Here is a 26403-nt window from a genome sequence, read left to right on the forward strand (position 1 = left end):
CCGGACAGCGTGTGGTTGACATTCCCTCGGGGGTTATGGATTCTAGGTTTTCGCGCACTTTGAGTGCTGCCACTGTTCACTGTCAAAGGATCATCAGGGAGAGGGAACGGGCATCTTTCCCGCCCGAATTCGAATGTACTACGGTGAAAGACTCAACAGCATCAGCCACCTGGTGGGCGGCGTACTGGCATTGGTGGCGCTGGGCGCACTGCTGACTGTCGCAATCCAGAGCAACAGGCCGGTGATGATTGCCTCGTTCGCTGTCTACGGACTGACACTTGTTCTGCTGTACACCATGTCGACCCTCTATCACAGCCTGAGACCGCCGGCACTGAAGCGGATCTTCAAGCTGCTGGACCATATCTCCATCTATTTGCTCATTGCCGGGACCTATACCCCCTTATGCTGGTCAGCATGGAGGGCCGCAGTGCGTTGTTGATACTGCTGCTGGTCTGGTCACTGGCAATTCTTGGAATTCTGTCGGAGTGCTTGCTGTCGGGCCGCAGCGTCAAGGTGGGCCAGCTGGTGATCTATCTGGGCATGGGCTGGGCCTGTTCCCTGGATTTCCCCAGTCTGCGGGCGAGTTTGCCAGAGGCGGGATTCTGGTGGCTGGTCGCAGGCGGCATCGCCTATACCACGGGGGTGCTGTTCTATGTGCTGGATCAGCAAAAGCGCCTCCATCACGCTCATGGGATCTGGCATTTTTTCGTACTGGTGGGCTCAGCCTGTCATGTCATTGCAGTACTTGGCTATGTCCGCTGAGGTTGGCTGCCCATCTGACCGTCCAGCTAGGCGGCGAGAATCCTGGCCAGTGCCTGGCGCGAGGCCGGCTTGACCAGCCAGGTGTCGATCGTGGCATCGGCACTGTGCGCCTGACTGCTGCCACTGATGATCACCACTGAGCGGCGGGTCCGGCCCAGCTGTTGATCGTGTTCCCTGATCCGTCGCGCCAGAACCAGGCCGTGAGTGTCTTCAAGTTGCTGGTCCAGGAAAACCACCTCGGGATCAAAACTGCGGAGCACGGGCTCCAGCGCACTGCGACCATCCAGCTCCCGGGTTTCACAGCCCAGGCTCTCCAGCGCTACTCGAATGCCGAGCCGGGCAAAGCGATCGTCATCCACAATCAGCACCCGGGCCCCGGGGGCCACCGTTGCTGCGGAGTTGCGCCGGTCGCGGGCGGCCACTGCCGGCGCCGCCCGGCGCAGCGGCAGCTTCATTTCGAAGCAAGCACCGTGTGGCTGCAGGTTGCGCGCGCTGATGCCGCCCCCATGGCTTTTGCGATGCGGGCGCTGATGGCCAGCCCCAGGCCGCTGCCGCGGGTAGTATCCGCGTTTTCCCCGCGGACGTAGGGATCGAACAGGCTGTCATCCAGCGTGGTCAATCCCGGACCATCATCTTCGACCGCAAAGTGCAGCTGATCCTGCGCCGGATTCAGTTTCGCCACCAATCTGATCTGATTGGCGCCGTGGGTCGCGGCGTTGATCACCAGGTTTAGCAATACCTGCAGCAGACGCTCTCCGTCGATCAGAACCCACTCGGGCAGGGTGGGTTCACTGTAGACCAGCAGTTTTTGTCCTTCGGCGCCAAGGAATCCCCGCGACAGCAATGCCAGTTGCTCCAGCAAGTCGGGCAGGCGGCAGAGGCTGTCGTGCTGGGGGCGCAGGCGGCCCTGCTCCAACAGCGCGAGATCCAGATAGTCATTGGCGAGATGACCGATCATGCGCGCGGCGCCAAGCGCGGCAAGATGATCGGGGTCTTCGGCCTTCTCCGGATCCGTCGCTGTCTGGCTTTCCAGCAGGCCGATGAGGCCCTGTGCGGGATTGCGGATCTCGTGGCTGGTGTTGGCCAGCAGGTGGATCCTGGCCTGCTGCAACTCCTGCTCCGCGCTGCGCTGGGCCCGCAACCGCTTGTTGCGAAACCACAGTATATTGGTGACGACCAACAGCAGCAGGATGCCGGCGGCCAGCCAACCCAGGCGTGCGTTCTGTTCGGCGAGATTGGCTCGCAGCGATTCCTGTTCCTCCGCCAGCTGGGCCAGTTGCGCCAGTCGCTGCTCGGTGCGAAACGCGGCATCGTGTGCTTGCAGGGTGGCGCTGTGACGCCGTTCGTTGGTCTGTCTCACCAGCGCCAGCGCCTGTTGCTGCTGCTTGAGCGCAAGCTCGAACTGGCCGGCGCTCTGGTGGCATGCAGCCCAGCGTTCATGCAAGCGGTTGAGATCGCCGACCCGGTCCGATTGCCGGAACAGATCGGCCGCTCTGGCATAGGAGGCCAGGGCTTCCTGATACTCGCCCGCGTCGCAGCGAATGTGGGCCAACTGTTCAGTGGCGAAAGCTTCCATGTAGCGGCTTCCATCCCTCCGGGCCGACTCGATGACCTGCTGTGCCCGCTCGGCGTTGTCTTCACCGGTGGTACCGGCGAGCGTGATGGAGGCGATGGCCAGCGTCTTGTTGATGTCCGGCGGCAGTTCGCTGGATGGGACTTGCAGCGCCTCTTCGATATGGGCTGCCGCGGTCTCGGCGTCGCCCGCGGTCCAGGCTATCAGGCCGAGATTGCTCAACAGGCGCACCGAACTCACCAGGTCGCCACGCTGGCGCGCCAGGGCCAGTCCCTGGTTGGCAAAGTCCCTGGCTTCCTCCAGTTGCCGCGCCCCGACGTAGGAGGAGGCCAGTGAAGTCAGTGCCCTGACTTCCTGTTCCTGGTCACCCATCATGCGCGCCCGTTGCAGCGCGTCGAGCAGGATGGGCGCTGCCTCGGCATTGCGCTCCAGTTGCAACAGCACGGCAGCGTAGGTGATGTCGGTCGCCAGTTGCAGCGCCGGATCACCACTTTGCCGGGCGCTGCGGCGGGCCTGTTGGGCGTGGGTCAGGGCCTCCGGCCACAGACTCAGGGTCATCATGTGCTGCGCCATGTCCTGCTGGGCCCGGGCCCCTGCCAGACTGTCATCGGCGGCTTCCGCGGCCGCGTTCAGGCGTGCGATCTGCTGCTCGTAGGTGCTGCCGTCAGCCTCCGTGGAGGCCGGTTGCGCGACTACAGGGCAGGTCAACACCAGAGTCAGCGCCACCAGCATTGAGGCTGCGGGCGGGCTGCGCTTCACAGGCTGTCCTCCAGCCACTGGTGGTAGGTTGCAATGGTGTCAGCGATGGTTGTTCGCAGTGCTGCCAAAGACTGTGTTACAGCAGGCTCCACTGGCCCGTGGCTGAGCCCCGTCGCCAACGTCTCTGCCAGCGCCCGCAGGCGCGGGGCTCCAAGGCTGCCGGCACTGCCCGCTATGCGATGCACCGTCAGGGCAAGAGTCCTGTGGTCAGGGGCCCGTTCGCAGGCGGCCAGATATTCCTCCATGCATTCTGCAAACAGCGCAATCAGCTGTTGCGGCAGTTCAGGCCGCACCGCGGCGAGTTCGCTGATCTCCGCCAGATGTTCGGGATTCAGTAGTAAGTCCTCGTCCCGCGCTGCCGGGTTGTCGGCATGTGGCAGCTCATGCCTGCCCGCATCCCCGGCCTCCCGCCCTGGGCAGGGAGCATCTGTCTGGACACCGTCACTCCTCATCTGAATGGGTTCTGACCAGGCAGTAGCCGCGTTGATAGACGCCTTCCAGTTGCCAGCCGTTGCGCCCGTCCAGCCCGAAATTGCGCCGCAGCCGGCTGATGTAGGTGTCTATGGAGCGGGTTGAGACACTTGCCGATTTTCTCCATACCTCGGCCAGCAGCGCGTCCCGGGCAATGACCTTCCCGGGCCGCCGGAACAGGAACAGCATCAGGTCGAACTCCCGTGGCGTGGTCTTGAGCAGCTTGTCATGCAACAGCAGTCTGCGCTGCGCGGTAATGAAAGTGAACGGATCATGGACTTCGTGAGCCGGATGGGGAGAATGATAGCGGCGCATGACCGACTCTATTCGCGCCACCAGCTCGGCTGCCCTGACTGGCTTGACGATGTAGTCGTCACTGCCAGCGTTGAGTCCTTCGACAATCTGCGCTTCGAGCTGATTGGCCGTGACCAGGATAACGGGCAATGCCGGCTGGTCGCCCGCCCGCAATTCCTTCAGTAAATCGAGGCCGTTTTCCTGGGGCAAATTCCAGTCAAGCAACAGCATGTCGACTACCGATAGCCCATTGCGGCGCCGAAATTCCTGGCAGGATGAATATACCAGCGGCGTGAACTGCGCGCGCGCCAGCATCGCGTCCAGCAACGCGGCCTGCACCTTGTCGTCTTCAATGACGCCGATAATCCATCCATTCATGCAGGGTCACAACAGGGTTCAGCAACAACGCGGCCCAGTGTGATTGAGGCTGCCCGGCGGCGCAATGCAGGGCCACTGCGTTGACAATTGTTGACAATTGAGGGCAATCCAAAGCGCTGAATCGTGACCCAGGTCCGTTTGCAGTATGAATTTGCAATCGTTGACATTTGTACCCGCCACTTTCAATGCGCCAGCTCCTATTATGCCGCGGCAATGCATTTCCAGCCAGCTGGACCAGACCCTTTGTTTCCGCCGCGGCGGGGGTACGGTATTGGCCCGACCGGCCGGAGCTGGCAGGGAAGACAAAGGGGACGGGCAAATGACAATTGATGGTCACAATTTGGCGCCAGACTTGCGAGGCCGGGACGGCAGGGCCGCCACGATGAGGCGCCGGCACAGGCGGGGTGCCGGGTGGAACTGGGCACTGCTGCTTGCTGTCAGTGCGGTGTTTGCCAGCGCGGCCCAGGCCAATGCCGATCTGGTGTTGAACCACACCGTCGACAAGGCCACTGCCAGCGCCACCGAGGAAGTGACTTACACCCTGCGGGTCACCAACAATGGCCCCGAAACCTCCAACGGCATTGAATTGGTCGACACCCTGCCGGCGACGACCTCCTACGTCGGTCATACCACCGATCAGGGCAGTTGCAGTCATTCCGGAGCACCCACCGGCGGAACCCTGACCTGTACGCTCGGTACCCTGACCAACAGCGCCGAGGCGATTGTGGAACTGGTGGCGGTAGTCGCCTCATCCAGCCCTTCCACCATTGTCAATAATGCAACGGTGAGCGCGGCTACCGCGGACCCGGACTTGAACAACAACCAGGTGCTCAGGAATGTGACGGTGACCAGCGGCACCGACCTGCAGATGATCCTGACCGGCAGTGCAGACCCGGTGCTGTCGGGAGGCGCACTGAGCTACAGCGCGTCGGTCGCCAACAATGGTCCCGATGCGGCTACCAATCTCACCGCGACGATCACCCTGGCCCCGGCTTCAGCCGCACGGATGCGCTGCCCGCCGGTTGCCTCCAGACGGGTCAGACCGTGACCTGTACCCGGGTCTCCCTCAATGCCGGTGATACCTGGGTGATTGGTTCGATCGGCGGGGCTGTGGCCGTATCCGGCCCCAGTAGTCTGTCCACCACCGCCAGCACCAGTTCGGATGTATTTGACGGTATTTCCGCCAACAACACCGCAGCTGTCGATACCACGGTGAACGAAGGTACCGACGTGAGTGTGAGCATGACCCGCACCGGGCCGGGCACCCTGGTGCAGCTGGACGAGTTCGTCATCAACCTGAATCCGCGCTATACCGGCGGCCAGCCGCAGAACCTGACAATGACCGCGAACCTGGATCCGGCGTTCCAGATCCAGAACGGCTCGCCGTTCAGCCAAAATGGCTGGGACTGCACCGTCGCGGGACAGACAGTGAACTGCACCCGCGCAGATGGCGGCGGCGATGTGGGCGGAGAGTTCGACCACAATATTGGCCAGGTCAGCATTGATGTGCGCGCGATCGCGTTTGGCAACAACCTCGGCAACACAGCGACGGTATCATCGGTGAGCCCGGATGATGCGCAATTGGCCAACAATAGCGACAACCTGAACATCACCGTGCAGGAACCTGATTTTGATCTGCAGGCCTTGAAGTCGGGACCGACCCAAACCCTGCGGGTGGTCAATGGCGAGTCCTTCTCCTTCAACCTGCGGGTGCGCAACAACAGCAATGTGGCCTTTGTCGGCGAGCTGACCATGACTGACAGCCTGCCCGCGGGCCTGCGGGTCGACAGTTACTCGCTCAACGGTTGGAGTTGTGGCCCGGCCACACCGGTGAATGGTGCCGATACGATCAGCTGTACTCGCACCTACACTGAGGGCTCTCCGTTGGCAGCCGGGGCGACCACGCCCAGTGTCCTGCTGGATACCGTAGCGACGGCGACGGGCAGTCACAGCAACCAGATGTGCGTGACCAACACTCCGGCGCCGGGCTATGTGTTTCCGGCCGACAGCGACGGGGCCAACGACTGTGACAACAGTGCGGTCGAGGGGCAGTTGAATGCCGACAGTGCCGATATCCAGGTGTACAAGAGCGGCAGTGCGACTGTCGTGGCCGGCGAATTGCTTAGCTACCAACTGGAAATCGTCAATGCCGGGCCGGAGCCAGCGCAGAGCGTTACTCTCACAGACACCTTCGGCAGCCTGTTTACTGGCGGGCCAGGCAATGGCTTCGAGGGCGCAGTGGTGGTCGCCGGCAATGCCACTCTGGGCAGCTGCAGCAATGCTGCTGCGGCCAACGTTACCAGCCGCAACCTGTCCTGTACTTTCAGCGACATGCCGGTGTGCAGCCAGGGCGTGGACTGCCCCGTCATCACCGTGCAGGTCCGCCCGCTGGGCAGCGCCAGCAATGGCACTGACCTGAACCGTAACAACACCGCCAGCGCGTTTTCTTCGGTGACTTCCGATCCGGTCTACGGCAACAATTCGGACAATCACGCGACCACCGTGACCGGCCAGGCGGACATCGCGGCGATCAAGACGGCCAGCTGGGCCGAGGATCCGGACCCGATAGCCGCGGGCACCAACCTGAGCTACACCATCACGGTGCGCAACGAGTCCACCGGTGCCTCGGGAGCCTCCACTGTAAGCATGAGCGACACGCTGCCGCTGGATGTGACCTTCATCTCCGCCAGTGCCAGCGATGGCGGCAGCTGCGGCGTGACGCCAGCGGTGGGCGCCACCACGGAAGCGGGCGATCGCACGGTGGAATGTACCTGGGCCAGTGTGCAGCGCGGGGGTCAGCGCACTGTCAGCCTCGTGGTGCGGCCAAATCGTGGCACCCAGGCCAGTACCCTGAGCAATACGGTCACCTCCGCCACCAGCACCCCCGAGGTGACCCTGGACAATAACGACGCCGACGTGGATGTGCCGGTGGCGGCGCCCGAGGTGGACCTGGCCACGACCCAGGTGGACAGCCCGGACCCGCTGCAGATCGACGAAACGGTGGTCTATACGCTAACGGTGCGCAATCTGGGGCCTTCAGTGGCGGAAACGGTGCGTCTGTACAATGTGTTGCCGACCTCGGGCCTATCCTTCCTCGGCTTCCAGTACGTGGACGGCGGAGGCATCACCCAGCCCGGTCTGCCGCCGGGGGTGAGCTGTCCGGTACAGCCCGCGGTGGGTGAGTTTGGCAAGACCGTCGACCGGGTGGACACAGCCCTGCTGACCCCCTCGGACCCGGCCTGGCTGAATGGTGCCTGGGACCCGGAGCTGGACAATGCCGATATTATCTGCGATGTCTCGGCACTGATGCTTGCTGGCGATGATATCAGCTTCCAGATGTTGTTGGATGCGGAGGCCAGCGGTGTCTACACCAACTATATGATTGCTCGTTCCCAGGAGCATCGCGATGGCTTTGACGATGTCAATCCGGCCAATGACCTGGAGCCCGAGAACACCACGGTGCGTACCCGCGCCGACATGGAAGTGGCCTCCAAGACTGCGGACCCGGGCAGCGTCTCGCTGTTTGAGCCTTTCGAGTACAGTATCGTGGTGCAAAACAACGGTCCCCACGAAGCGCTGGGTGTGGAGCTGGAAGACAGCTTTCCCGCGGGCATGGAACTGCTGGGCGCTCCCGCCGTGGTGGTCGACCAGGGCAGCTTCGAGACCACCAGTTGTAGCGGTGTTGCCGGTGACACCGCAGTGACTTGTGACTTCGGCGAAATCAGTGCCGACGGCCGCGCGACCGTTACCCTGCCGGTGCGGCTGATCAGTGCGGCCGGTGCCGCCGTGAACAATACCGCGACGGTCAACGTCACCGGACTGACCCTGGACGACACCCCTGGCAACAACAGTAACGACGGATCAGTGACGGTCGTGCGTTCGAGCATTGCGGGGCGGGTCTACCACGACCAGGACATCAGCGGTGATTACGACGTCGGTGAACCGGGAATCTCCGGGGTGACCGTTACCCTGACAGGGAGCGATGACTACGGCAATACGGTCAATCGCAGTACCACTACCGACGGCACCGGCGAATACCGGTTCGAGGATCTGGCGCCGGGTGTCTATACTCTCACCGAGTCCCATCCGGCGGCGTGGGTCGACGGCCAGGAAACGGTGGGCAGTGTCGGTGGTACCACGCCCACGACCGATGTGATTACCAACATCGAGCTGGCCGCTGGCGTCGATGCAACCGACTACAACTACGGCGAATTCCAGGTGGGCAGCGTCGCCAGCATCAGTGGCTACGTGTATCACGATCAGAATGAGGACGGTATCTTCGACGGCGACGAGAACCCCATTGCCGGCGTAGTGGTCGATCTGGCCGGCCCGGTGCCGGGCTCGACTACAACCGACGCCAACGGCTTCTACAGCTTCACCGGGCTGGCGCCGGGCAGCTATACCGTGACTGAGCAACAACCCACTGACTGGCTGGACGGGTTGGACACCGCAGGCACGGTCGCTGCGCTGGTGAGTGAGGTCGATGACGAGTTCGTGGTGGAACTGCTGGCCGGCGACGAGGCGCAGCAGTGGAACTTCGGCGAGATCGCGCTGCCGGATGCGCCGGCTCCGGTACCGGCGCTGAATCGCACCGCGCTGGCCCTGCTCTCGGCGCTGCTGCTGTTACTCTCCGCCGGCCATCTGCGGCGGCGAGGACTGCTTTGAGGTGGTGCCGAGGGGAGGGGACAGCGCTCTCGTGCCGCTACCTCAGCTCAACCGGCATCCACGGTGACGAGGAAGCGTTGTAGCGCACTGTCGATGTCGCGTCTCGCGGCAGCGGAAACAAAACCGTTGGCTGTATGTGCATCGGCCAGTTCAAACAGGGTCATGAACAGGCTCTGTCCCGCGGCGGAACGGCGTAGTTCAAATTCGGAGTGCCGGTTATAGATAGCGTCCCAGGCAGCGCGTACCTGGGCCCAGAAGGGGGCGGTCCGCTCCCAGTAGGCATCTCCTGCTGACCAGTCGTGGTCGTCGATCAACTGATAGCGGTTCAGGCCCGCCTCCCGGGCCAGCACGGCCTGCTCCCCGGCATAGTCGCCATTGTCGTCCAGCGCGACCTTGAGGTTGTCCTCCTCGTGGACCCAGCCGTCGGGGGTGATGGTGTGGCGGTTGCTGCCCACCAGCACCTGGTAGTCATCGCGCACGCTGAACTCCCGCCGTGGTAGCGGGCGCCAGGTTTCGTCGCTGAGCCAGCTGGAGACGCCGCCCTCGTGGCGCCAGGCACCGATGGCCTCATAGCGCGGTGAGTCGTCCACCTGGAATACCGCCTGGGACCACTTGCCGCGGGCCTCTTCCGCCGTCAGTGCCCGGTGCTCCCAGCGATTGTTGCCCGCGTAGACATGCAGCTCCCGGTCCTGGTAGCGCCAGTCCTGGCGCCAGTGCTTGACCACCATCGGCCCCTCCGGGCCCTCGTCCTGCTGCTCGAACTGCATGACCAGGATATGCTGCAGGCTGATGAACTCGGGCTCGTCGGCAATCACGTAGACGTACTCCGTGGCCCAGGACTGGTAGGGGGCGGCGGTTCGTAGGATGGAGTGAAGCCAATGGTCTCGATAAAATCGAAGCTGGTGCGGTAGGGCCCGGTCATTGCCAGGATTGCGCGCCGGTCGCGCTCTTTGGCACTCAGGCCGTCCTCCTGCAGTGCCTGCCAGGCGGCGCTGGGGGCGGGTGCAAGGGTGACATCCGCGCCCTGGGTGGTGCCTCCCCGCGGTTGCATCTCGCCGCCCTCGAGGAAGGGCCAGGCGAAGGTGTATTGCCGCCGCTCCTGTGTGGCCTCGGGCGTTTTCGCGGCTGCCGCCATAACTGTGTTGTCCGTAGTCGCAGCGCTCAGTATGGCAGTCAGCAGGGCGGTGGCGAGAAGTCTGGTGGCAGGCATGATGATCCTCGGGGAATGTCGGCAGTGAAAACTCGAAGGATTGGGGCGCGAGCTAACGAAATTCGAAGAGCTCGTGCTGCAGGCAGGATCCGGGAATGCCGAGTTCCTTCATCTGCCGGCGGACATCCTCCAGAAGTCCTTTCTGACCGCAAAAGCTGATGCTCAAGGATTGAGGACCACATTCCCTCGCGATGGCGGCGAAGCGTTCCTGGAAGTCTGCGCGATTTGCACGGCCGGATATCAATACCAACTCTGCGCCACATCGGGCTGCCATTTCCGCGAGAATGGCCGCACTGGGAAACTCTTGCCCGGGTCTGGAGAAATAAAACAATGTGACGCGATCAAAATGCGAGGCGGACTCATCCTGCAGCCAGGCTACGAAGGGTGAAATGCCGACGCCGCTGCCGATCCAAATCTCCCGTGCCCCGTTGTCCGGGCGCTTGAAACGCCCGTAGGGAGCATACAGGTCGGTGTGCATGCCCACTTGTACCTGGCCGATCAATTTGCGCGTATAGTCACCGAGATTGCGAATAAGGAAGTTCACATGCCCGTCTGCGGCCTTGCCGTTGGCAATGGTGAAGGGGTGCGGCTCGCGGAGGCCCTCCTCTTTCATGCGCAGAAAGCCGAACTGTCCCGGCTCAAAATCCACCGGGTTGCGAACCGGTGTCAGGCTCAATTGAACGGCATCGCCTTCGCTGGAGGCTACGCCGGTTACCTCATACTCACCATGCCGGGCCAGAAAGGGGTAGAAAAGCAGTTTGTACAGCGCCGCCGCAATTGCGAGCGCGGACACTACCACGAGCCAGATCCCGGCGGGGCTGTTCAGCTCGATGGGCGAGGCAAAGCTCAGCCAGTGTGCGACCACCACCAGGAAGAGTGGCCCTGACAACTTGTGCCACCAGCGCCACTGGTTGTACGGAATCTTGCGGTTCAGGGCGAGCACCACGATGAATACCAGCACCACATAGCTGAGTTGGCGAACCAGGCGAGTTGTGGACGAGGACAGTGAAATAATGGACGCGGTATCCCAGGCCTCCAGATCTGCCTTGAAAACCAGGTGGAATGACGCAAAACCCAGGGCCCAGATACCCATCCATTTGTGGGCGCGATACACACGGTCGAGTCCGCCGAAGACGGATTCCACGGCGGTTACGCGGCTCGACAGGATGGCAGCCCAGGCCATGAGGCTCAGTGCAGCAACGCCTGAGGACAGGCTGGCGGCAGCGGTGCTGGCCCAGTCGTTCCGTGGGATTTCCAGGGCTACAAGTGTGAAAGCAATCACCACGGGAACAGCTACTGCCTGCCAGGTTTTCATCCTCACAATGTTCACACGCTCCTGAACTGATCTCGACCCAATACGAGAAATGCAATAACACTAGCATAGATGACACGCGGTTTTATGGAGAAGCGGACAATAGCCCGGCGCCTGCCGTGAGAATAATTTTGACCCTGTATGCCCCTGCGGGCTGGGCCTCATCTGCTAGTGGGTGTCGAACAACCATTGATAGATAAAAGCACCGGCAGTCATCGCTGCTACAAACCCGACCACGGGCAGGAGCCCTGAGGCGAGGGCGGTAAGGGCCGGACCGGGACACAGACCGGCAATGCCCCAGCCAATGCCAAACACCGTCGAGCCGACAATCAGCCGCCAGTCCACATCGCGCCGGGTGGGCAGATAAAACGATTTTGCGAAAAGCGGGTGCGGCCGTTTCAGTACCAGCCAGAACAGGGGAATGGTGACCATCACCGCGCCGCCCATGACGAAAGCTAGGGTCGGATCCCAATTGCCGGCAAGGTCGAGAAAGTTCAGCACCTTGGCCGGATTGACCATCTGCGAGACGATCAGACCCACCGAGAACAGCAGCCCAGAGCCAAAAGAGAGCAACAGTTGCGGAAGTTGTTTGTCCTGTTTGGCGACGGCCATCTCAACCTCCTGCCAGATGACGGATAACGTAGGTGGTGAGGAAAGCGGCCGCCAGAAAAGTCAGCGTGGCCACCAGCGAGCGGGGTGAAAGCCGGCCCAGGCCACAAACGCCGTGACCGCTGGTGCAACCGCTGCCCAGCCGTGTGCCGAAACCCACCAACAGGCCGGCGCCAATCATCACCGGCCAGGAGACCTGCAGATCGATGGGCAGCGGCTCGCCGCTGAACAGCGGCCATAGCAACCCCCCACAATGAGACCGCCAATGAACGCCACACGCCAGCCGCTGTCACCCCGTGCCGGCGTAAGCAGGCCGCCGAAAATGCCGCTGATGCCCGTAATGCGTCCTGAGCCCCAGAGCATAATGACGCTGGCAAATCCAATCAGTACGCCGCCGAGCAACCCGCTGAGGGGAGTGAATTCTGTCATCTCTTTCTACTCACTTTGTCGATGATTCGCGGGACAACGCTTGCGCTGTTGCCTGCTGGATTCGGGAACTTCCGGCTCGACATACCGCACGGAGTATAGCAAAAGCCCTGCATTACCGGCATGCATGATTTGACACAGGCTACAGAGGAGGCAACCCTTGCGGTCCGGCGCTGGGGCGGGCCTGCTGGTGTTGATGGATGAGTTGCAGCAGACTCTGAAACCCGGGCGGTGATCAACGAGGTCAAGAGATGAAAAGCGCCATCACTGGCTACCACCAGGACGCAGAGCTCGACTGGGTCGCGGAACTGGCCTGTGGGCACTTCCAGCACGTCCGCCACAACCCGCCCTTCGCCCACCGCCCGTGGGTGACAACCCCGGCGGGACGCGAGTCCAGGCTGGGCGTCGAGCTTGAGTGCAAGAAGTGCAACCTGGGTGCACCCGCAGATCAGCGGGGTGTGCCCCGGGCAGTGGTGGAAGGAAACCGGCAGCGCACCCTGGAACTGATGCAGGCTATCGCTCGCGGCGACGCCAATGTCATCGCCGAGACCTGTGCCGAGGACGGCAAGCTACATGTCATGGGCCATACGCTGATCTCCGGCGTTTACAGCAAGGCACAGATCCGCCAATTCACGGACAGCATTCTGAATGCCTTCCCTGAGGGTTTGCACTACACCATCCACGCGACTACTGCCGAGGCAGACCGTGTGGCGGTGGAAGCTACCGGAGCAGGTCAGCACGTCTCCGGCAAGTCCTACGTCAACCATTACCATTGCCTGTTCACCTGGCGTGATGGCAAACTGCTGGAGCTGAAGGAGTATATGGACACCGAGGTTGTGACCGAGGTGTTGTGTGGTGATGTGCGACCGATCTGAAAGCCGCGAGCCCGAGGTGGGTGAGGAGGAGTCCATCCCATTGTTAATTGGGTAGAGCCGGGGAAAACAGGGTGGAGGCGGGTTTGCACCCGCCCCGGGAAGTTCTTTTATAAGTCCATATAAAACAAAAGGATAGAGACGGCTCTTCATCATTAACGGGGGACACCGGCATTCATTAAACTGATTTTGCGACGATCAATTTAATGGAGAATACCGATGTCCCTCGCAGGCAACATTCTAGGCATATCCGATCTGGAGGTCGAGCGGGTCGACCGCGATCGAGGTATTGAAGTCTACGCCAGGCCGACCAGCCGGCCGGCGTGCATCTATTGTCAGCACAAGGGGGTCAGGATCAAGGCCACCTACCAACGCACCCTCAAGCATACGCGCCAGGGGAATCAGGTGATGACGCTTCATCTGACGTGCCCCAAGTACCACTGCCCGCAATGCCGACGGTATTTTCGTCACCGCTTCAAGGGTGTTCGACCCCGTTTCAGAGCCTCGGAAGCGTTCCGGCTCGAGGTCTTTGAAGCCCACGACGGCGGTGTCACCCAGCGCAAGCTCACACTGACCCACAGCATTAGTCCTGCCACCGTGGAGCGGTGGTATCAGAACCACTGCCGTCTGCGGCGGTCTGAGAGGGCCAACAGGCCCTGCCCGAAGGTGCTGGGCATTGATGAGCACTTCTTTACCCGCAAGCGTGGCTACGCCACCACGCTGGTGGATCTCAAGCGTAACAAGGTGTTTGATGTGGTGCTCGGGCGCTCCGAAGCCAGCCTGGGGCGCTATTTGAAGGCATTACCCGGGCGAGACAATGTCCGGCTTATTGTCATGGATATGTCCGAAACCTACCGCGCCATTGCCCGACGATACTTCCCCAATGCGATGATCGTGGCAGACCGTTTCCACGTCATCCGGCTCGTGAATCAGCACTTCCTGAAGGCGTGGCAGGACCACGATCCCGAGGGCCGCAAGAACCGCGGCCTGATTAGCCTGATGCGCCGTCATGAATGGCGCCTGTCACCAGAGCAGCGCGATAACCTCGGCACGTACCTCAACGCATTCCCGGTGCTAAACGCCCTGTACGAAGCCAAGCAGCGCCTGAATCGGTTGCTACTGCTGAAAACCTTGACCCGGAAACGGGCTGAAAGAGCACTGCCCAAGCTACTCAGATTGATCAAACAGCTTCACGCCAGTCCGCTTCACCGGCTGGCGAATACCCTCACATCCTGGTTGGAGCCCGTCACCGCCATGTGGCGATTCTCGAAGAGCAATGGGGTCACTGAGGGCTTCCACAACAAGATGGAAATGATGTCCAGGAGAGCGTATGGGTTCAGAAACTTTGAAAATTACCGACTGAGGGTCTTAACCCATTGTGGATGGGATGGCATCATCAACCGGGTTTAGTGAAAACCGGCCCATCCCCCGTTAATTGGGTAGAGCCGTTTAGTGAAAACCGGCCCATCCCCCGTTCATTGGGTAGAGCCCCCATGTGGCTGATGGTGCGCTTCCTTCGTCAGCGCACCCTATCAACCGGGTTTAGTGAAAACCGGCCCATCCCCGTTTGTTGGGTAGAGCCTAGAGCCATTGGGTAGAACCCATTCATCAACCAGATGGTGGCCTTCTTTGGACTTGCTTGGATCTGTGTTTGGTGGAGGCGGCGGGAGTTGAACCCGCGTCCGCCAGTACTCTGCCTTCGGCTCTACATGCTTAGTTTCCGTTAATTGATTTAGCCGCATACAGCCCAACGGGCAGGACGTAATTGGCGAGCCTGAATAAGTTTTAGCAGTTCCACCTCAGGCGGGCTTCACAGCGATCCAGTTCTATATGACAGTCAGTAGCGCGGTACTGGCACCTTGCTAAAGACCGCTAGGGCCGAAGCCACTAGTTGGTGCTTCACGGGCTGCTTACGCAGCCAGTTGGGCACCGTAGTTGTCGTCGTTGGCAACTAATAGTTTGCAGCTTTGGATTAACGTGATTGGCTACCATCACGGCATGCACCTTAGGGTTCGTTACCGTCGTCGAATCCGTATCGCCCCCGTAGTGAACTTGCAATTGTACTCCAATTGCGAATAGTTTGACTGTGAATTTTGCTAAAGTTCCGTGGCCGGGTCCCGTATTGGCCGGATTCCGGCATCCGAGCAACCGAAGGAGCCTGTATGTCAGCCCGCTATGACCACGTAGAACTTCATGAATTCGCTACCAGGCTGTTTCAGGCCGCGGGCCTGGCGCCCGAGCGCGCCGCGGTGCTGGCCGAGGTGTTTCTGGAGGCGGACCTGATGGGTTTTACCACCCACGGCATGAACCGGGTGGCCAGCAACCTGCAGTGGCTGCTCGACGGAGACAGCCGCGGCGAGGGGGAGCCTGCGGTGCTGGCGGACCGGGGCGCCGTGTTCAACTGGGATGCGAACTTCCTGCCCGGGCCCTGGGTGGTCAGCCAGGCCCTGGAGACGGCACTGGCGCGGGTGCCGGAGCACGGCGTGGTGACCGCCACATTGCGCCGCAGCCAGCATATCGCCTGCCTGGCGGCCTATTGCCCGCGGGTGATCGAGGCGGGCTATATGGTGCTGATGACCTGTTCCACCCCCTCGGAGCGGACAGTCAGTGCCTTCGGCGGCAGCGAGGCATTGTTCTCCGCCAATCCGCTGGCGATGGCGGCGCCGGGTGAGGATTACCCACTATTGTTCGACATCAGCATGTCGATCACCGCCGGAGGCTATGTGGCCCGGGCCCGGCGCGAGGGTGAACGGCTGCCAGAGCCGTGCCTGAAAGACGCTGCCGGTAATATCACGGATGATCCGGCGGCGCTGGAGGGACCGCCACCGGGCAGTATCATGCCATTGGGCGGTGCCGGCCACGGCTACAAGGGGGCGGCGCTGTCGATCGCGACCGAGGTGCTGAGCATGGCGCTTGGGGGCTACGGCCGGGACGATGAACAATCCAGCGGGGATGGCGAAGCGAATTCGGTATTTCTGCAGGTGATAGATCCCGCCGCCTTCGGCTCGCTGGAAGCATTCAAGCGCCAGTTGCAGGCCCTGCAGGCACTGGTGACCGGCAGTGCGGTGCCGGAAGGGGCGCCCCCCGTGCGGTTTCCCGGGCAGCGCGCCTGGCAGCTGCGCAGCGAACAGCTGAGGCACGGGGTGGCGCTCTATCCCACCATCATGCAGGATATTGCTCCCTGGGCCCGGCAACTGGGGGTGACAGTGCCAGCAGAGCTGCCCTGAACACACCGCAGACCGGGGTGCCTCGGTGATGCCTGCCCGGAGCCGGGATTTGCGGTGGTGACCGCGGCGGGCGACCGTGCCAGGGCGGGCGTCGCGCTGGCGGTCGGCCCGGCTGAGGCGAGCTGCTGGCCGGCCCCGGCCTGATGTTATTGCTTGACGTTGTCCCGGATAATGCGCTGTTTCTGGCGGTTCCAGTCGCGCTCCTTCTCGGTGTCGCGCTTGTCGTGGGATTTCTTGCCCTCGGCCAGGGCGATGCGGGCCTTGACCAGATGTCCCTTCCAGTACAGCTGGGTACAGACGCAGGTCAGGCCCTTCTGGGTGGTGGCGGCCAGGATTTTCGCCAGTTCCTTGCGGTGCAGCAGCAGTTTGCGGGTGCGGGTAGGGTCGCTGACAAAATGGGTGGAGACAGTGTCCAGCGGGGTGATCTGGGAGCCGAGCAGCCAGGCCTCGCCGTCCTTGACCAGCACGTAGGAGTCCGTCAGCTGGGCCTTGCCCATGCGCAGGCTTTTCACTTCCCAGCCTTCCAGCGCGACGCCCGCCTCGAAGGACTCCAGCAGCTGGAAGTCAAAGCTCGCGCGCTTGTTGCGGGCAATGGTATTGTCGTTCTGTTTGGGTTTCTTCTTGCTCATGGCGCGCATTATACGGACAAGCCGGGTTGCTGAAACATGATTCTTCCGGATTTCACTACTGCCCGGCGGCTGCAGCTCGGGCACATGGCTAAAATGCAGGTCTGCGAATGACAGATGTGGCGATCAATCCCCTGGGGGAATGGCGTTCACGCACCACCTTTGTGCTTGCGCTGGCCGCCTCCGCGGTCGGCATGGGCAGTGTCTGGCGCTTCTCCTACCTGAGCGGGGAATATGGCGGCGCGCCCTTTGTCCTGGCCTACATCCTCTGTCTGGTGCTGCTGGCAGTGCCACTGCTGATTGCTGAATTGGTGCTGGGTACCCAGGGGCGCGGCAGTGCGGTGGAATCAGTGCGCCGTGCGGCTGTGCGCTCTGAGTGCTCGCGCTGGTGGCTGCTGTTGCCCTGGACAGCCTGTGTCACCGGCCTGTTGTTGATGGCCTGCGTTACCGTGGTGGCGGGATGGGCGCTGGTCTACGCCCGCGACACCTTCAACGGTGCCTTCAGCGCGGCCAGCGCGGTGAACACGGGCCAGATTTTCAGTGAATTGCTGCTCAGTGGCGGCCGCATGCTGTGGTGGCAGAGCCTGTTTCTGGGAGTGGCGGTGCTGGTGGTTGCCGCCGGTGTGCGCCGTGGAGTGGGGCTGCTGGCCTGGCTGCTGATACCGGCGCTGATGGCGGGCCTGGGCATGCTGATCCAGTACGCGCTCCAGTACGGCGATCTGGTGGCAACCGGCCGCTTCCTGTTCGCGTTCCAGTTGCTCGACTTCAATCGCGAGGCGCTGCTGGTTGCGCTGGGACAGGCGTTCTATACGTTGGGTATCGGTGTCGCCACGGGGATCAGCTATGGCGGCTATGCGCCGATACGGGTACCGCTGGGCCGCTCGGTGATCGCGGTGGCCCTGTTTGACACAATGGTGGCGATTGCGGTGGGGCTGGCCGTGTTTCCACTGGTGTTTGCGCACAATATGCTGCCGTCGATGGGGCCGGGCCTGCTGTTTGTCAGCCTGCCCCATGCCTTTGGCAACATGCCGCTGGGCGAAGTCTACGGCGCGCTGTTCTTCCTGCTGGTGGCGCTGGTGGCGCTGGGTTCCTGTGTCGCGATGCTGGAGCCGGTGGTGGGGGTATTGCGGCAGCAATTCGGCATTCGCCGGTTCACCGCGGTGATGGTGGCCGGCGCCACGGTGTGGCTGCTGGCGTTCGCCGCGCTGGCCACGGTGGAGATCCCGGGCTTTACCGCGGGTGCCGGGCTGGACCTGTTCCGGGTGATGGATCGTCTGGCGGGCGCCCTGTTACTGCCGCTGGTGGCGCTGGGCACGGCCGTGTTCGTGGGCTGGCGCCTGCGTGAAGTTCTGCTGCGGGCGCAACTGTACCGCGAGAGCGCGTGGTTTTTTTCGCTTTGGTACTTTCTGTTGCGGTATATTGCGCCTGCAGCCATTGTGCTGCTTCTATTGGCCGGCTTGTGGCCGGAATGACAACCTCGACCACCGGAACGCCATGATTACTATCCATCGCCACGCCCTGCTGCCCTACCGGGACCGGCAGTTGTTTGACCTGGTCAACGACGTCGAATCCTATCCAGAATACATGGATGGCTGTGTCGGTGCCCGGGTGCTGCGGCGCGAGGGCGATGAGGTGGATGCGCGGCTGGATCTTTCCCACGGCGGCATCAGCCAGAGTTTCAGCACCCGCAACCGCCTGTTCGCACCCGGTGCCATCACCCTGGAACTGCTCGACGGGCCTTTTGACCATTTCCAGGGGCGCTGGGAGTTTCGCGGCCTTGCGGCTGATGCCTGCAAGGTGAACCTGTGGATCGAATTCCGAGCCCGTAACCTGCTGCTGGGCGCCGCGGCCTCGCGTCTGTTCGACCGTGTCACCAACAACCTGGTGGATGCCCTCGGCCGCCGCGCCAGGCAGATCTATGGCCAGGCCTCGTGAGCGAGCCATCAATCATCAACGTCGAAGTCGCCTACGCGCTGCCGGAGCGGCAGGCCATCGTGCCGCTGCAGGTAGTGCCCGGCACGACCGCGCTGGAAGCTGCCCGCCGCTCCGGAATTACCGAACGCTTTGCAGGGATCGTGCTGGAAGATGCCCGGCTGGGCATTTTTGGCAAGGTGGTGGCGCCGGACCAGGTGTTGCGCGAGGGCGACCGGGTCGAGATCTACCGGCCCCTGATCGCGGACCCCAAAGAGGTCCGCAAGGCGCGCGCCGCGAAGGTCAAGGCGCGTCGGGAAGGAGCGGAGAACGAACAGGGCGGGGGTTAGCCCGAATGGTACTTAACTATACGCATCCCGGTGGGAGGTCAGCGTCCTGGGAGGGTGCTTTCGAGACCGTATGCGACATGGATGTCGCATACGAGCCCCCATGGATGGGTCTACGGCGTGTCTCGAAAGCACCCTCCCAGGATGTTGACCGTGTTACGGAGTCCAAAAACCCGGCAGTAATTGCCAGTTGAGTTAGCCTGGTGCCCGATTACTTCGAAGGTGGCAGTTCGTCCCGGGCGGGGGCCGCCGCCTGCTGGTTTTGCTCGCCGGCCCAGTCGGGACGGTAATCGCCGGTGATGTTGACCAGCTTGTCGCCCTCAAAATGCATGGTGATCTGCGCCTCACGGATCACCTCATCCCCGTTGCGCAGCATATAGGGGTAGTCCCAGCGCGCCTGGTTGAAGCTGTCCTCTATCAGCGGGGTGCCCATGATAAAGCGTACCTGGCGCTGGTTCATGCCCGGCTTCAGCTGCTCGACCATATCCTGCGTGACGATGTTGCCCTGTTCGACGTTGATCCGGTAGACGCCGGGGAACCCGATGGCGCCGCAGGCACTGAGCAAGGTGAGAGTTGCTGCCAGGAAAAGGCTGCGCATTGGACAAGGCTTCCACTTCTGTCGATGGGGTGGCATCATACCTCTCCTGATCTGCACAGAGAACCCTCCTATTATGGCCGTTGAAAATCAGGAGCTGCGCAAAGCGGGTCTCAAAGTCACTTTGCCGCGGGTCAAGATTCTGCAAATCCTGGAGTCCACCGGGGAGACGACCCAGCACATGAGTGCCGAGGACGTCTATCGTGCCCTGCTCGAGGCGGGCGAAGACGTCGGCCTGGCCACGGTGTACCGTGTTCTGACCCAGTTCGAGACCGCTGGTCTTGTCACCCGTCACAATTTTGAAACCGGCCATTCAGTCTTCGAGATCGCCAGGGGCGAGCATCACGACCACATGGTCTGCCTCGACAGTGGCGATGTCGTCGAATTCAACGATCCGGTGATCGAGCAACGCCAGCGCGAGATTGCCGAGCACCATGGCTTTGAAATCGTCGACCATTCGCTGGTGCTGTACGTGCGCAAGCTCAAGCGCTGAGCCGGACGGGCAATACGGGATGGCGTAATCCTCCGCCGGGAGGGCCGGAACCCGCTGCCGGCATGGCTCAGGCGGCTGCGCCCGCCAGCATCTCCCGGGCATGCGCCAGGGATTGCTCGGTGATTTTCACGCCGCCCAGCATGCGGGCGATTTCACGGGTACGCTGTTCTCCCTCCAGAACTGCCATCCGCGTATAGGCCGCCTGCTGGTCCGACTGTTTGCTCACCTGCAGATGGTGATGGCCCTGGGACGCCACCTGCGGCAGGTGCGTGACGCACAATACCTGGGTATCGCGGGCGAGGGTGCGCAGCAGATTGCCGACCACCTCCGCCACCGCACCACCAATACCGGCATCGACTTCATCGAACACCATGCTGGGCAGGGTGCCGTCGCTGGCAGTCACGACCTGGATGGCGAGGCTGATCCGCGACAGCTCGCCGCCGGAGGCGATTTTGGCCAGCGGCTGCGGCGGTGCTCCGGGGTTGGTGCTGATCAGGAATTCCACCTCTTCCGCGCCGTGGGGGTGGGGGGCTTTTGAGCTGCGCGGTTGCAGTGCTATTTCGAAGCGGCACTCGCCCATCGCCAGCGTGTCCAGCAGGTCCCGGGTCTTTTTGATAAGGGATTTGGCGGCCCTGGCCCGCTGTTTGCCGAGGGTGGCGGCATCGCGCTGGTACTGCGCGCGCAGGCCCGTCAGCTGCTCCTGCAGCTGTTCTATCCGCTGGCCGCCCTGGGTCAGACCCTCCAGCTCGGCCTGCAGTGTGGCCTGCAGCGCGGTCAATTCCTCGGGTTTGATCCGGTGTTTGCGGGCAATGTCATGGACCTGTTCCAGACGCCGTTCGACCTCTGCCAGCCGCGCCGGGTCCACCTCGACAGAGTCGATATAATGCTGGATTTCGGTGCGTGCTTCTTCCAGGCCGATGGCGGCGGATTCCAGCAGTTCGCGGGCGTTGTCGGCCGCCTTGCTGAGCTGGGAGTCGCCGCGTATCAACTGCAGCGCGTGGCGGGTACCGCTGGCCTGTTCTTCACAGATAGCCAGTGCCTGATGCGCGCCCTGCAGGATATCCTCGGCATTGGCCAGCAGTTTCAGGTCGCGCCCCAGCTCCTCCAGCTCACCGGGTTGCAGGGCCAGCTGGTCCAGTTCGTCCACCTGGTAGGCCAGCAGCTGGGCGCGGGCGGTCTGTTCCTCCCGCGCCCCGGTCAGCTCCTCCAACTCACGGCTGCCGCGCAGCCAGTCGGAGGCAGTCTGCTCCAGGCTGCGGGTCAGGGCCTGATGGCCGGCGTACTGGTCCAGCATGGCGCGCTGTACAGGCTTGCGCAGCAGTGACTGGTGCGCGTGCTGGCTGTGGATGTCGATCAGCAACCCGCCCAGCTCACTGCAGTCCTGCACTGTCGACGGGGTGCCGTTGATGTAGGCGCGGCTGCGGCCCTCGCTGGTGACCACCCGGCGCAGCAGGCATTCGTTGCCGGCATCCAGCTCGCGGGCTGCCAGCCAGGCACGGGCGGCCGGATTGGTCTCGAGCTCGAAGCAGGCGGACACTTCGGCGCGCTCGCTGCCGTGGCGAATGGCCTTGGGGTCGGCGCGGTCTCCCAGGCACAGGCCCAGTGCATCCAGCATGATGGACTTGCCGGCGCCCGTTTCGCCGGTAATCGCGGTCATCCCTTGCCGGAACTCCATCTCCAGCGTGTCGACGACGGTGTATTGGCTGATACTGATGTGGGTGAGCATAGGGGGCCTGATGAGGTTTGTGTAGTTATACCCCAGAAGTGGATGGGCATAAACATCTGTGCAAGTCTGCCGGAATTTCTGCAATCGATAAACGTGAACTCCGGCAGACTCCTGACGCTGCTGTTTTGTATTCCGGCGATGCTGTGATACAACCTGTCACGGGGTCCAGGTAAACGGTAGGTAATGAGCTCAGCTGAACTGTCAGAACGTGCGCATGTCATTCTCAAGGCATTGGTCGAGCGGCATATCCGTGACGGTCAGCCGGTGGGCTCCCGCACATTGCTGGAGGAAGCCGGCCTGCCGGTGAGTGCGGCGACGATACGCAATGTGATGTCCGATCTGGAGGAGCGCGGCCTGCTGCACTCGCCCCACACCTCGGCCGGGCGGGTGCCGACGGCGCAGGGTTACCGGCTGTTTGTGGATCGCCTGCTGGAGGTCCAGCCCATCGACGAGGCCGCTGTGGCCTCGCTGCGGGAACAGCTCAATCCGGACAAATCTTCAACCGAATTGATGCATTCGGCCTCCACCCTGTTGTCGACGATTACCGCCCACGCCGGCCTGGTGACGGTGCCGAAACCCGCCAGCCACCAGTTGCGGCAGGTGGAGTTCCTGCCGCTGTCGGGCGACCGGGTACTGGTGATCCTGGTGGTCAACGAGCGCGAGGTGCAAAACAGGATCATCCACACGCAGCGGCCATTTACCGAGCGCGAGCTGCGCGAAGCCGCTGCGCTGGTCAACCAGCGTTATGCCGGGCAGGCGCTGAGCCGGGTGCAGGCGCAGATCCTGCGGGAGATGGAAGAGGCCCGCAGCCGCATCGACAGCTACCTGCAGGCCGCGCTGGATTTGGCCAGCAAGGCGCTGGACCAGGAGCAGGCCGAGGACGAGTACCTGGTGGCAGGGGAGTCGCGCCTGCTGGGCAATGTGACTGCCGAGGAGCTGGGCAAGCTGCGCGAGTTGTTCGAGGCCTTCGAGCGCAAGAAGGATCTGCTGCACCTGCTCGAGCGCTGTTCCCGCGCCAATGGCGTGCAGATATTCATCGGCGATGAGGCGGGTTATGAGGTATTTGGTGATTACAGCGTGATTACCGCCCCTATACCGACGGCGCCCGGGTACTGGGTGTCCTGGGTGTTATCGGCCCGACCCGGATGGCCTACGAACGGGTCATCCCGGTAGTGGATGTCACCGCGCGCATGCTCAGTTCCGCGCTGTCACACTGATCTCCCTGGGGCGGCACGGTCCCGTGCCGGAATGCCCTGAAAATCATCCTTGAGCAGTACAGGCACTTGAAAACGCCAGGTACGGCCCTATATCCACGGAAACCGCTGTGGACGGGCGGCGCTGCCGCTTGTCCCCGAAACCCGGAATTCAGCCATCCATGGAGTGTAGACGTGGCCGACAGAGAGCAAAAAACACCCGCAACCGAAGCGCCTGAGGGTACAGAGGGTATAGACGAGAGCACCGCCGCGGACGCAGCAGCGGCGGCTGAGGCGGTGGCTGCCGACGATGCCGCGGCGGCGGACAGTGTCGCGGAGGGTAACGGTGACAGCGACTCGTCGCCCGGGGAGTTGATGGCGCAATTGGAGACAGACCTGCAGCAGGCCCGGGATGCGGCCCTGCGTGCCCATGCCGATGCCCAGAACATCAAGCGCCGGGCAGAGCAGGATATCGAGAAGGCCCACAAGTTCGCGCTGGAATCCTTCTGCAAGGAACTGCTGCCGGTAGTGGATAACCTGGAGCGGGCGCTGGAAGTCACCAGTGGCCACGATGGCTCGATCAAGCCCATCGTCGAGGGGCTGGAGTTGACGCTGAAGAGCTTCCAGGATGCACTGAAGAAGTTCCACATAGAAGTGGTCGACCCCCAGGGCGAACCCTTCGATCCCCAGCTGCACCAGGCCATGAGCATGGTCGAGAACGGCGAGGTAGAGCCCAACACCGTGATTGCGGTGATGCAAAAGGGCTACACCCTGCATTCCCGGCTGGTGCGCCCGGCCATGGTGATGGTAAGCAAGGCCCCCGCGGGGCAGTAAAACGCGGCGCTACTCTTGAAATCCCCGGATCAGGGCCAATATACACAACTAGTCAAGATTGCGGCCGGCAGCACCGGCCCGAATGAGGAGACAAACAATGGCTAAGATAATCGGTATCGACCTCGGCACCACCAACTCCTGCGTCGCCATACTGGAAGGCGGCAAGGCCAAGGTGATCGAGAATTCCGAGGGCGATCGCACCACGCCGTCGATCGTCGCCTACACCGAGGACGGTGAGATCCTGGTGGGCCAGAGTGCCAAGCGCCAGTCGGTCACCAACCCCCACAATACGCTGCATGCCGTCAAGCGCCTGATCGGGCGCAAGTTCAAGGATGACGTCGTGCAAAAAGACATCAAGATGGTCCCCTACAAGATCATCGAAGCCGACAATGGCGATGCCTGGGTACAGGCCAAGGACGAAAAAATGGCGCCGCCGCAGGTGTCTGCGGAAGTCTTGCGCAAGATGAAGCGCACCGCCGAGGAATACCTGGGTGAGACCGTGACCGAAGCGGTCATTACCGTGCCCGCCTATTTCAACGATTCCCAGCGCCAGGCCACCAAGGATGCCGGCCGCATCGCCGGTCTCGAGGTCAAGCGCATTATCAACGAGCCCACCGCGGCGGCCCTGGCCTACGGCATGGACAAGGCCAAGGGCGATCGCACCATCGCGGTCTACGACCTCGGTGGCGGTACCTTCGACATCTCCATCATCGAGATCGCCGAAGTGGACGGCGAGCACCAGTTCGAGGTGTTGTCCACCAACGGCGACACCTTCCTCGGTGGTGAGGATTTCGACCTGCGCCTGATCGAGTATCTGGCAGCGGAGTTCAAGAAAGAGAGCGGCATCGACCTGCACAGCGATCCGCTGGCCCTGCAGCGCCTTAAGGAAGCGGCGGAGAAGGCCAAGATCGAGCTGTCCAGTTCGCAGCAGACCGAGGTCAACCTGCCCTATATCACCGCGGACGCAACCGGACCCAAGCACCTGGTGGTCAAACTGTCGCGCTCCAAGCTGGAGTCACTGGTGGAGGCGCTGGTCAAGCGTTCCATGGAGCCGGTCAAGGTCGCATTGCAGGACGCCGGCCTGAGCCCCAGCGAAATCAACGACGTGATCCTGGTCGGTGGTCAGACCCGGATGCCGATGGTGCAAAAGGCGGTAGCCGACTTCTTCGGCAAGGAGCCGCGCAAGGATGTGAACCCTGACGAGGCAGTCGCGATGGGTGCCGCAATCCAGGGTGCGGTGCTGTCCGGTGACGTCAAGGACGTCCTGCTGCTGGATGTTACGCCGCTGACCCTGGGCATCGAGACCATGGGCGGGGTGGCCACGCCGCTGATCGAGAAGAACACGACAATTCCGACCAAGAAGTCGCAGACCTTCTCCACTGCCGATGACAACCAGACCGCAGTGACCATCCACGTGGTGCAGGGCGAGCGCAAGCAGGCGGGCCAGAATAAATCCCTGGGCCGCTTCGATCTGGCGGATATTCCGCCGGCACCGCGCGGCATGCCCCAGATCGAGGTCACCTTCGACCTGGACGCCAACGGTATCCTCAATGTCTCCGCCAAGGACAAGGCCACCGGCAAGGAGCAGTCCATCCGCATCACCGCCTCCGGCGGCCTGAGCGAGGAGGAAATCGAGAAAATGGTGGCAGACGCCGAGATGAATGCCGATGCCGACGCCAAGTTCGAGGAGCTGATCACCGCCCGCAACACCTGTGACGGCCTGATTCACGCCGCGCGCAAGACGCTGGAAGAGGCTGGCGACAACGCCACCGAGGAAGAGAAGGCGGCTATCGAGGCGGCAATCACCGAAGCCGATGAGGCGATGAAGGCCAACGACAAGGACGCCATCGACAAGGCCGGGACCCGGCTGACAGAGGCGACCGGGCCCGTCGCGCAGAAGATGTATGCGGCCCAGGCCGCCGCAGCGCAGGAGGGCTCCGGAGAAGGAGCAGGCGACGCGGGCGAGCAGGGCAAGAAGGCCGGCGACGACGTGGTGGATGCCGAGTTTGAAGAAGTGAACGACGACAAGAAGTAAGCGTCAGCGCTTCTGTCATACGGGGCGGAAAGCCGCCCCGGATATACCAACCACGACGACGCGGGGACCCAGGTGCCCGCGTAGT

The 26403-nt window shown here is 62.4% G+C and carries 23 protein-coding genes, 1 other RNA gene and 2 pseudogenes; 13 read left to right on the forward strand and 13 right to left on the reverse strand.

All coding sequences use genetic code 11. The features are described from left to right. Positions 1-133: 133 nt before the first annotated feature. Positions 134-762, forward strand: a pseudogene (trhA, locus tag G3T16_RS13435) (PAQR family membrane homeostasis protein TrhA). Positions 763-788: 26 nt separating this feature from the next. Here the strand turns inward: trhA and G3T16_RS13440 are convergent. From G3T16_RS13440 to G3T16_RS13455, 4 genes are read right to left on the reverse strand one after another with little or no spacing between them, the layout of a single operon-like run. After that, positions 789-1217: a response regulator gene (locus G3T16_RS13440; RefSeq protein WP_163495695.1), complete on the reverse strand. Its 429-nt coding sequence runs from the start codon at positions 1215-1217 to the stop codon at positions 789-791. Beyond that, positions 1214-3094 carry a tetratricopeptide repeat-containing sensor histidine kinase gene (locus tag G3T16_RS13445; protein ID WP_163495696.1) on the reverse strand — a complete coding sequence of 627 codons (1881 nt, stop codon included), beginning with the start codon at positions 3092-3094 and terminating at the stop codon, positions 1214-1216. Before G3T16_RS13445 ends, G3T16_RS13440 begins: the two co-directional genes overlap by 4 nt. Further along, positions 3091-3546: an Hpt domain-containing protein gene (locus G3T16_RS13450; protein ID WP_163495697.1), complete on the reverse strand. Its 456-nt coding sequence runs from the start codon at positions 3544-3546 to the stop codon at positions 3091-3093. The genes G3T16_RS13445 and G3T16_RS13450 overlap by 4 nt, the downstream gene beginning before the upstream one ends. After that, positions 3536-4237 (reverse strand): response regulator transcription factor, encoded by a 702-nt coding sequence (locus G3T16_RS13455; protein WP_163495698.1) that lies wholly within the window; start codon positions 4235-4237, stop codon positions 3536-3538. The genes G3T16_RS13450 and G3T16_RS13455 overlap by 11 nt, the downstream gene beginning before the upstream one ends. Before the next feature lie 319 nt (positions 4238-4556). On the opposite strand from G3T16_RS13455, the gene G3T16_RS13460 reads away from it, so the two are divergent. Together G3T16_RS13460 and G3T16_RS13465 are read left to right on the forward strand one after the other, a co-directional pair. Then, complete coding sequence (locus G3T16_RS13460; RefSeq protein WP_163495699.1) at positions 4557-5285, forward strand: DUF11 domain-containing protein; 729 nt, start codon at positions 4557-4559, stop codon at positions 5283-5285. Further along, on the forward strand, positions 5282-8902 hold the full coding sequence (locus G3T16_RS13465) for an SdrD B-like domain-containing protein (RefSeq protein WP_163495700.1): 3621 nt from the start codon (positions 5282-5284) through the stop codon (positions 8900-8902). The genes G3T16_RS13460 and G3T16_RS13465 overlap by 4 nt, the downstream gene beginning before the upstream one ends. Before the next feature lie 47 nt (positions 8903-8949). On the opposite strand, the gene G3T16_RS13470 is transcribed toward G3T16_RS13465, so the two are convergent. The 5 genes from G3T16_RS13470 to G3T16_RS22835 all read right to left on the reverse strand — a co-directional run bounded on the left by G3T16_RS13470 (position 8950) and on the right by G3T16_RS22835 (position 12277). Then, positions 8950-9717, reverse strand: a complete 768-nt coding sequence (locus G3T16_RS13470) for a DUF6607 family protein (protein WP_163495701.1) — start codon at positions 9715-9717, stop codon at positions 8950-8952. Continuing rightward, positions 9714-10112 (reverse strand): hypothetical protein, encoded by a 399-nt coding sequence (locus G3T16_RS13475; protein ID WP_163495702.1) that lies wholly within the window; start codon positions 10110-10112, stop codon positions 9714-9716. The genes G3T16_RS13470 and G3T16_RS13475 overlap by 4 nt, the downstream gene beginning before the upstream one ends. Before the next feature lie 52 nt (positions 10113-10164). After that, positions 10165-11427: a ferredoxin reductase family protein gene (locus tag G3T16_RS13480; protein ID WP_163497101.1), complete on the reverse strand. Its 1263-nt coding sequence runs from the start codon at positions 11425-11427 to the stop codon at positions 10165-10167. A gap of 165 nt (positions 11428-11592) precedes the next feature. Next, positions 11593-12036 (reverse strand): DUF6691 family protein, encoded by a 444-nt coding sequence (locus G3T16_RS13485; RefSeq protein WP_163495703.1) that lies wholly within the window; start codon positions 12034-12036, stop codon positions 11593-11595. A 1-nt stretch (position 12037) separates the two neighbouring features. Continuing rightward, a complete protein-coding gene (locus tag G3T16_RS22835; RefSeq protein WP_332102823.1) occupies positions 12038-12277 on the reverse strand; it encodes a YeeE/YedE family protein in 240 nt (79 codons plus the stop codon). 433 nt (positions 12278-12710) lie between these two features. Between G3T16_RS22835 and G3T16_RS21950 the strand changes: the two genes are divergently transcribed. Together G3T16_RS21950 and G3T16_RS13500 are read left to right on the forward strand one after the other, a co-directional pair. After that, entirely contained in the window at positions 12711-13334 is a 624-nt protein-coding gene (locus G3T16_RS21950; protein ID WP_163495704.1) for a DUF3565 domain-containing protein, read from the forward strand. 216 nt (positions 13335-13550) lie between these two features. Continuing rightward, positions 13551-14741, forward strand: coding sequence for an ISL3 family transposase (locus G3T16_RS13500; protein WP_163495705.1), 1191 nt, complete (start codon positions 13551-13553; stop codon positions 14739-14741). 242 nt (positions 14742-14983) lie between these two features. On the opposite strand, the gene ssrA is transcribed toward G3T16_RS13500, so the two are convergent. Beyond that, positions 14984-15374, reverse strand: a transfer-messenger RNA (tmRNA) gene (ssrA, locus tag G3T16_RS13505). A 119-nt stretch (positions 15375-15493) separates the two neighbouring features. On the opposite strand from ssrA, the gene G3T16_RS13510 reads away from it, so the two are divergent. Then, positions 15494-16558 (forward strand): Ldh family oxidoreductase, encoded by a 1065-nt coding sequence (locus tag G3T16_RS13510; protein ID WP_163495706.1) that lies wholly within the window; start codon positions 15494-15496, stop codon positions 16556-16558. A 146-nt stretch (positions 16559-16704) separates the two neighbouring features. Here the strand turns inward: G3T16_RS13510 and smpB are convergent, their stop codons facing one another. Next, positions 16705-17187, reverse strand: coding sequence for an SsrA-binding protein SmpB (smpB, locus tag G3T16_RS13515; RefSeq protein ID WP_163495707.1), 483 nt, complete (start codon positions 17185-17187; stop codon positions 16705-16707). 107 nt (positions 17188-17294) lie between these two features. On the opposite strand from smpB, the gene G3T16_RS13520 reads away from it, so the two are divergent. The 3 genes from G3T16_RS13520 to G3T16_RS13530 are packed head-to-tail and all read left to right on the forward strand — an operon-like array spanning position 17295 to position 19445. Continuing rightward, positions 17295-18656, forward strand: a complete 1362-nt coding sequence (locus G3T16_RS13520; RefSeq protein ID WP_163495708.1) for a sodium-dependent transporter — start codon at positions 17295-17297, stop codon at positions 18654-18656. Positions 18657-18678: 22 nt separating this feature from the next. Next, positions 18679-19119, forward strand: a complete 441-nt coding sequence (locus tag G3T16_RS13525; RefSeq protein ID WP_163495709.1) for a type II toxin-antitoxin system RatA family toxin — start codon at positions 18679-18681, stop codon at positions 19117-19119. Next, entirely contained in the window at positions 19116-19445 is a 330-nt protein-coding gene (locus G3T16_RS13530) for an RnfH family protein (RefSeq protein ID WP_163495710.1), read from the forward strand. The genes G3T16_RS13525 and G3T16_RS13530 overlap by 4 nt, the downstream gene beginning before the upstream one ends. A 208-nt stretch (positions 19446-19653) precedes the next feature. Here the strand turns inward: G3T16_RS13530 and G3T16_RS13535 are convergent, their stop codons facing one another. Continuing rightward, positions 19654-20040, reverse strand: coding sequence for an outer membrane protein assembly factor BamE (locus G3T16_RS13535; protein WP_163495711.1), 387 nt, complete (start codon positions 20038-20040; stop codon positions 19654-19656). Positions 20041-20113: 73 nt separating this feature from the next. On the opposite strand from G3T16_RS13535, the gene fur reads away from it, so the two are divergent. Continuing rightward, on the forward strand, positions 20114-20530 hold the full coding sequence (fur, locus tag G3T16_RS13540; protein ID WP_163495712.1) for a ferric iron uptake transcriptional regulator: 417 nt from the start codon (positions 20114-20116) through the stop codon (positions 20528-20530). A 67-nt stretch (positions 20531-20597) separates the two neighbouring features. On the opposite strand, the gene recN is transcribed toward fur, so the two are convergent. Next, complete coding sequence (recN, locus tag G3T16_RS13545; protein ID WP_163495713.1) at positions 20598-22256, reverse strand: DNA repair protein RecN; 1659 nt, start codon at positions 22254-22256, stop codon at positions 20598-20600. Positions 22257-22439: 183 nt separating this feature from the next. On the opposite strand from recN, the pseudogene hrcA reads away from it, so the two are divergent. The 3 genes and pseudogenes from hrcA to dnaK all read left to right on the forward strand — a co-directional run bounded on the left by hrcA (position 22440) and on the right by dnaK (position 26318). Further along, positions 22440-23473: pseudogene (gene hrcA, locus G3T16_RS13550) on the forward strand (heat-inducible transcriptional repressor HrcA). Positions 23474-23644: 171 nt separating this feature from the next. Continuing rightward, positions 23645-24283, forward strand: coding sequence for a nucleotide exchange factor GrpE (grpE, locus tag G3T16_RS13555; protein WP_232059075.1), 639 nt, complete (start codon positions 23645-23647; stop codon positions 24281-24283). Positions 24284-24380: 97 nt separating this feature from the next. Next, on the forward strand, positions 24381-26318 hold the full coding sequence (gene dnaK, locus G3T16_RS13560) for a molecular chaperone DnaK (RefSeq protein WP_163495714.1): 1938 nt from the start codon (positions 24381-24383) through the stop codon (positions 26316-26318). Positions 26319-26403: the final 85 nt, after the last annotated feature.

Source organism: Kineobactrum salinum (assembly GCF_010669285.1).
Taxonomy (GTDB): domain Bacteria; phylum Pseudomonadota; class Gammaproteobacteria; order Pseudomonadales; family Halieaceae; genus Kineobactrum; species Kineobactrum salinum.

Excerpts from the sequence above, each read along its gene's own strand:
- G3T16_RS13440 (WP_163495695.1), bottom strand. The coding sequence starts at position 1,217 with ATGAAGCTGCCGCTGCGCCGGGCGGCGCCGGCAGTGGCCGCCCGCGAC.
- G3T16_RS13450 (WP_163495697.1), bottom strand. The coding sequence starts at position 3,546 with ATGAGGAGTGACGGTGTCCAGACAGATGCTCCCTGCCCAGGGCGGGAG.
- G3T16_RS13455 (WP_163495698.1), bottom strand. The coding sequence starts at position 4,237 with ATGAATGGATGGATTATCGGCGTCATTGAAGACGACAAGGTGCAGGCC.
- G3T16_RS13460 (WP_163495699.1), top strand. The coding sequence starts at position 4,557 with ATGACAATTGATGGTCACAATTTGGCGCCAGACTTGCGAGGCCGGGAC.
- G3T16_RS13475 (WP_163495702.1), bottom strand. The coding sequence starts at position 10,112 with ATGCCTGCCACCAGACTTCTCGCCACCGCCCTGCTGACTGCCATACTG.
- G3T16_RS13480 (WP_163497101.1), bottom strand. The coding sequence starts at position 11,427 with ATGAAAACCTGGCAGGCAGTAGCTGTTCCCGTGGTGATTGCTTTCACA.
- G3T16_RS13485 (WP_163495703.1), bottom strand. The coding sequence starts at position 12,036 with ATGGCCGTCGCCAAACAGGACAAACAACTTCCGCAACTGTTGCTCTCT.
- G3T16_RS21950 (WP_163495704.1), top strand. The coding sequence starts at position 12,711 with ATGAAAAGCGCCATCACTGGCTACCACCAGGACGCAGAGCTCGACTGG.
- G3T16_RS13500 (WP_163495705.1), top strand. The coding sequence starts at position 13,551 with ATGTCCCTCGCAGGCAACATTCTAGGCATATCCGATCTGGAGGTCGAG.
- G3T16_RS13510 (WP_163495706.1), top strand. The coding sequence starts at position 15,494 with ATGTCAGCCCGCTATGACCACGTAGAACTTCATGAATTCGCTACCAGG.
- smpB (WP_163495707.1), bottom strand. The coding sequence starts at position 17,187 with ATGAGCAAGAAGAAACCCAAACAGAACGACAATACCATTGCCCGCAAC.
- G3T16_RS13520 (WP_163495708.1), top strand. The coding sequence starts at position 17,295 with ATGACAGATGTGGCGATCAATCCCCTGGGGGAATGGCGTTCACGCACC.
- G3T16_RS13525 (WP_163495709.1), top strand. The coding sequence starts at position 18,679 with ATGATTACTATCCATCGCCACGCCCTGCTGCCCTACCGGGACCGGCAG.
- G3T16_RS13535 (WP_163495711.1), bottom strand. The coding sequence starts at position 20,040 with ATGCGCAGCCTTTTCCTGGCAGCAACTCTCACCTTGCTCAGTGCCTGC.
- fur (WP_163495712.1), top strand. The coding sequence starts at position 20,114 with ATGGCCGTTGAAAATCAGGAGCTGCGCAAAGCGGGTCTCAAAGTCACT.
- recN (WP_163495713.1), bottom strand. The coding sequence starts at position 22,256 with ATGCTCACCCACATCAGTATCAGCCAATACACCGTCGTCGACACGCTG.
- dnaK (WP_163495714.1), top strand. The coding sequence starts at position 24,381 with ATGGCTAAGATAATCGGTATCGACCTCGGCACCACCAACTCCTGCGTC.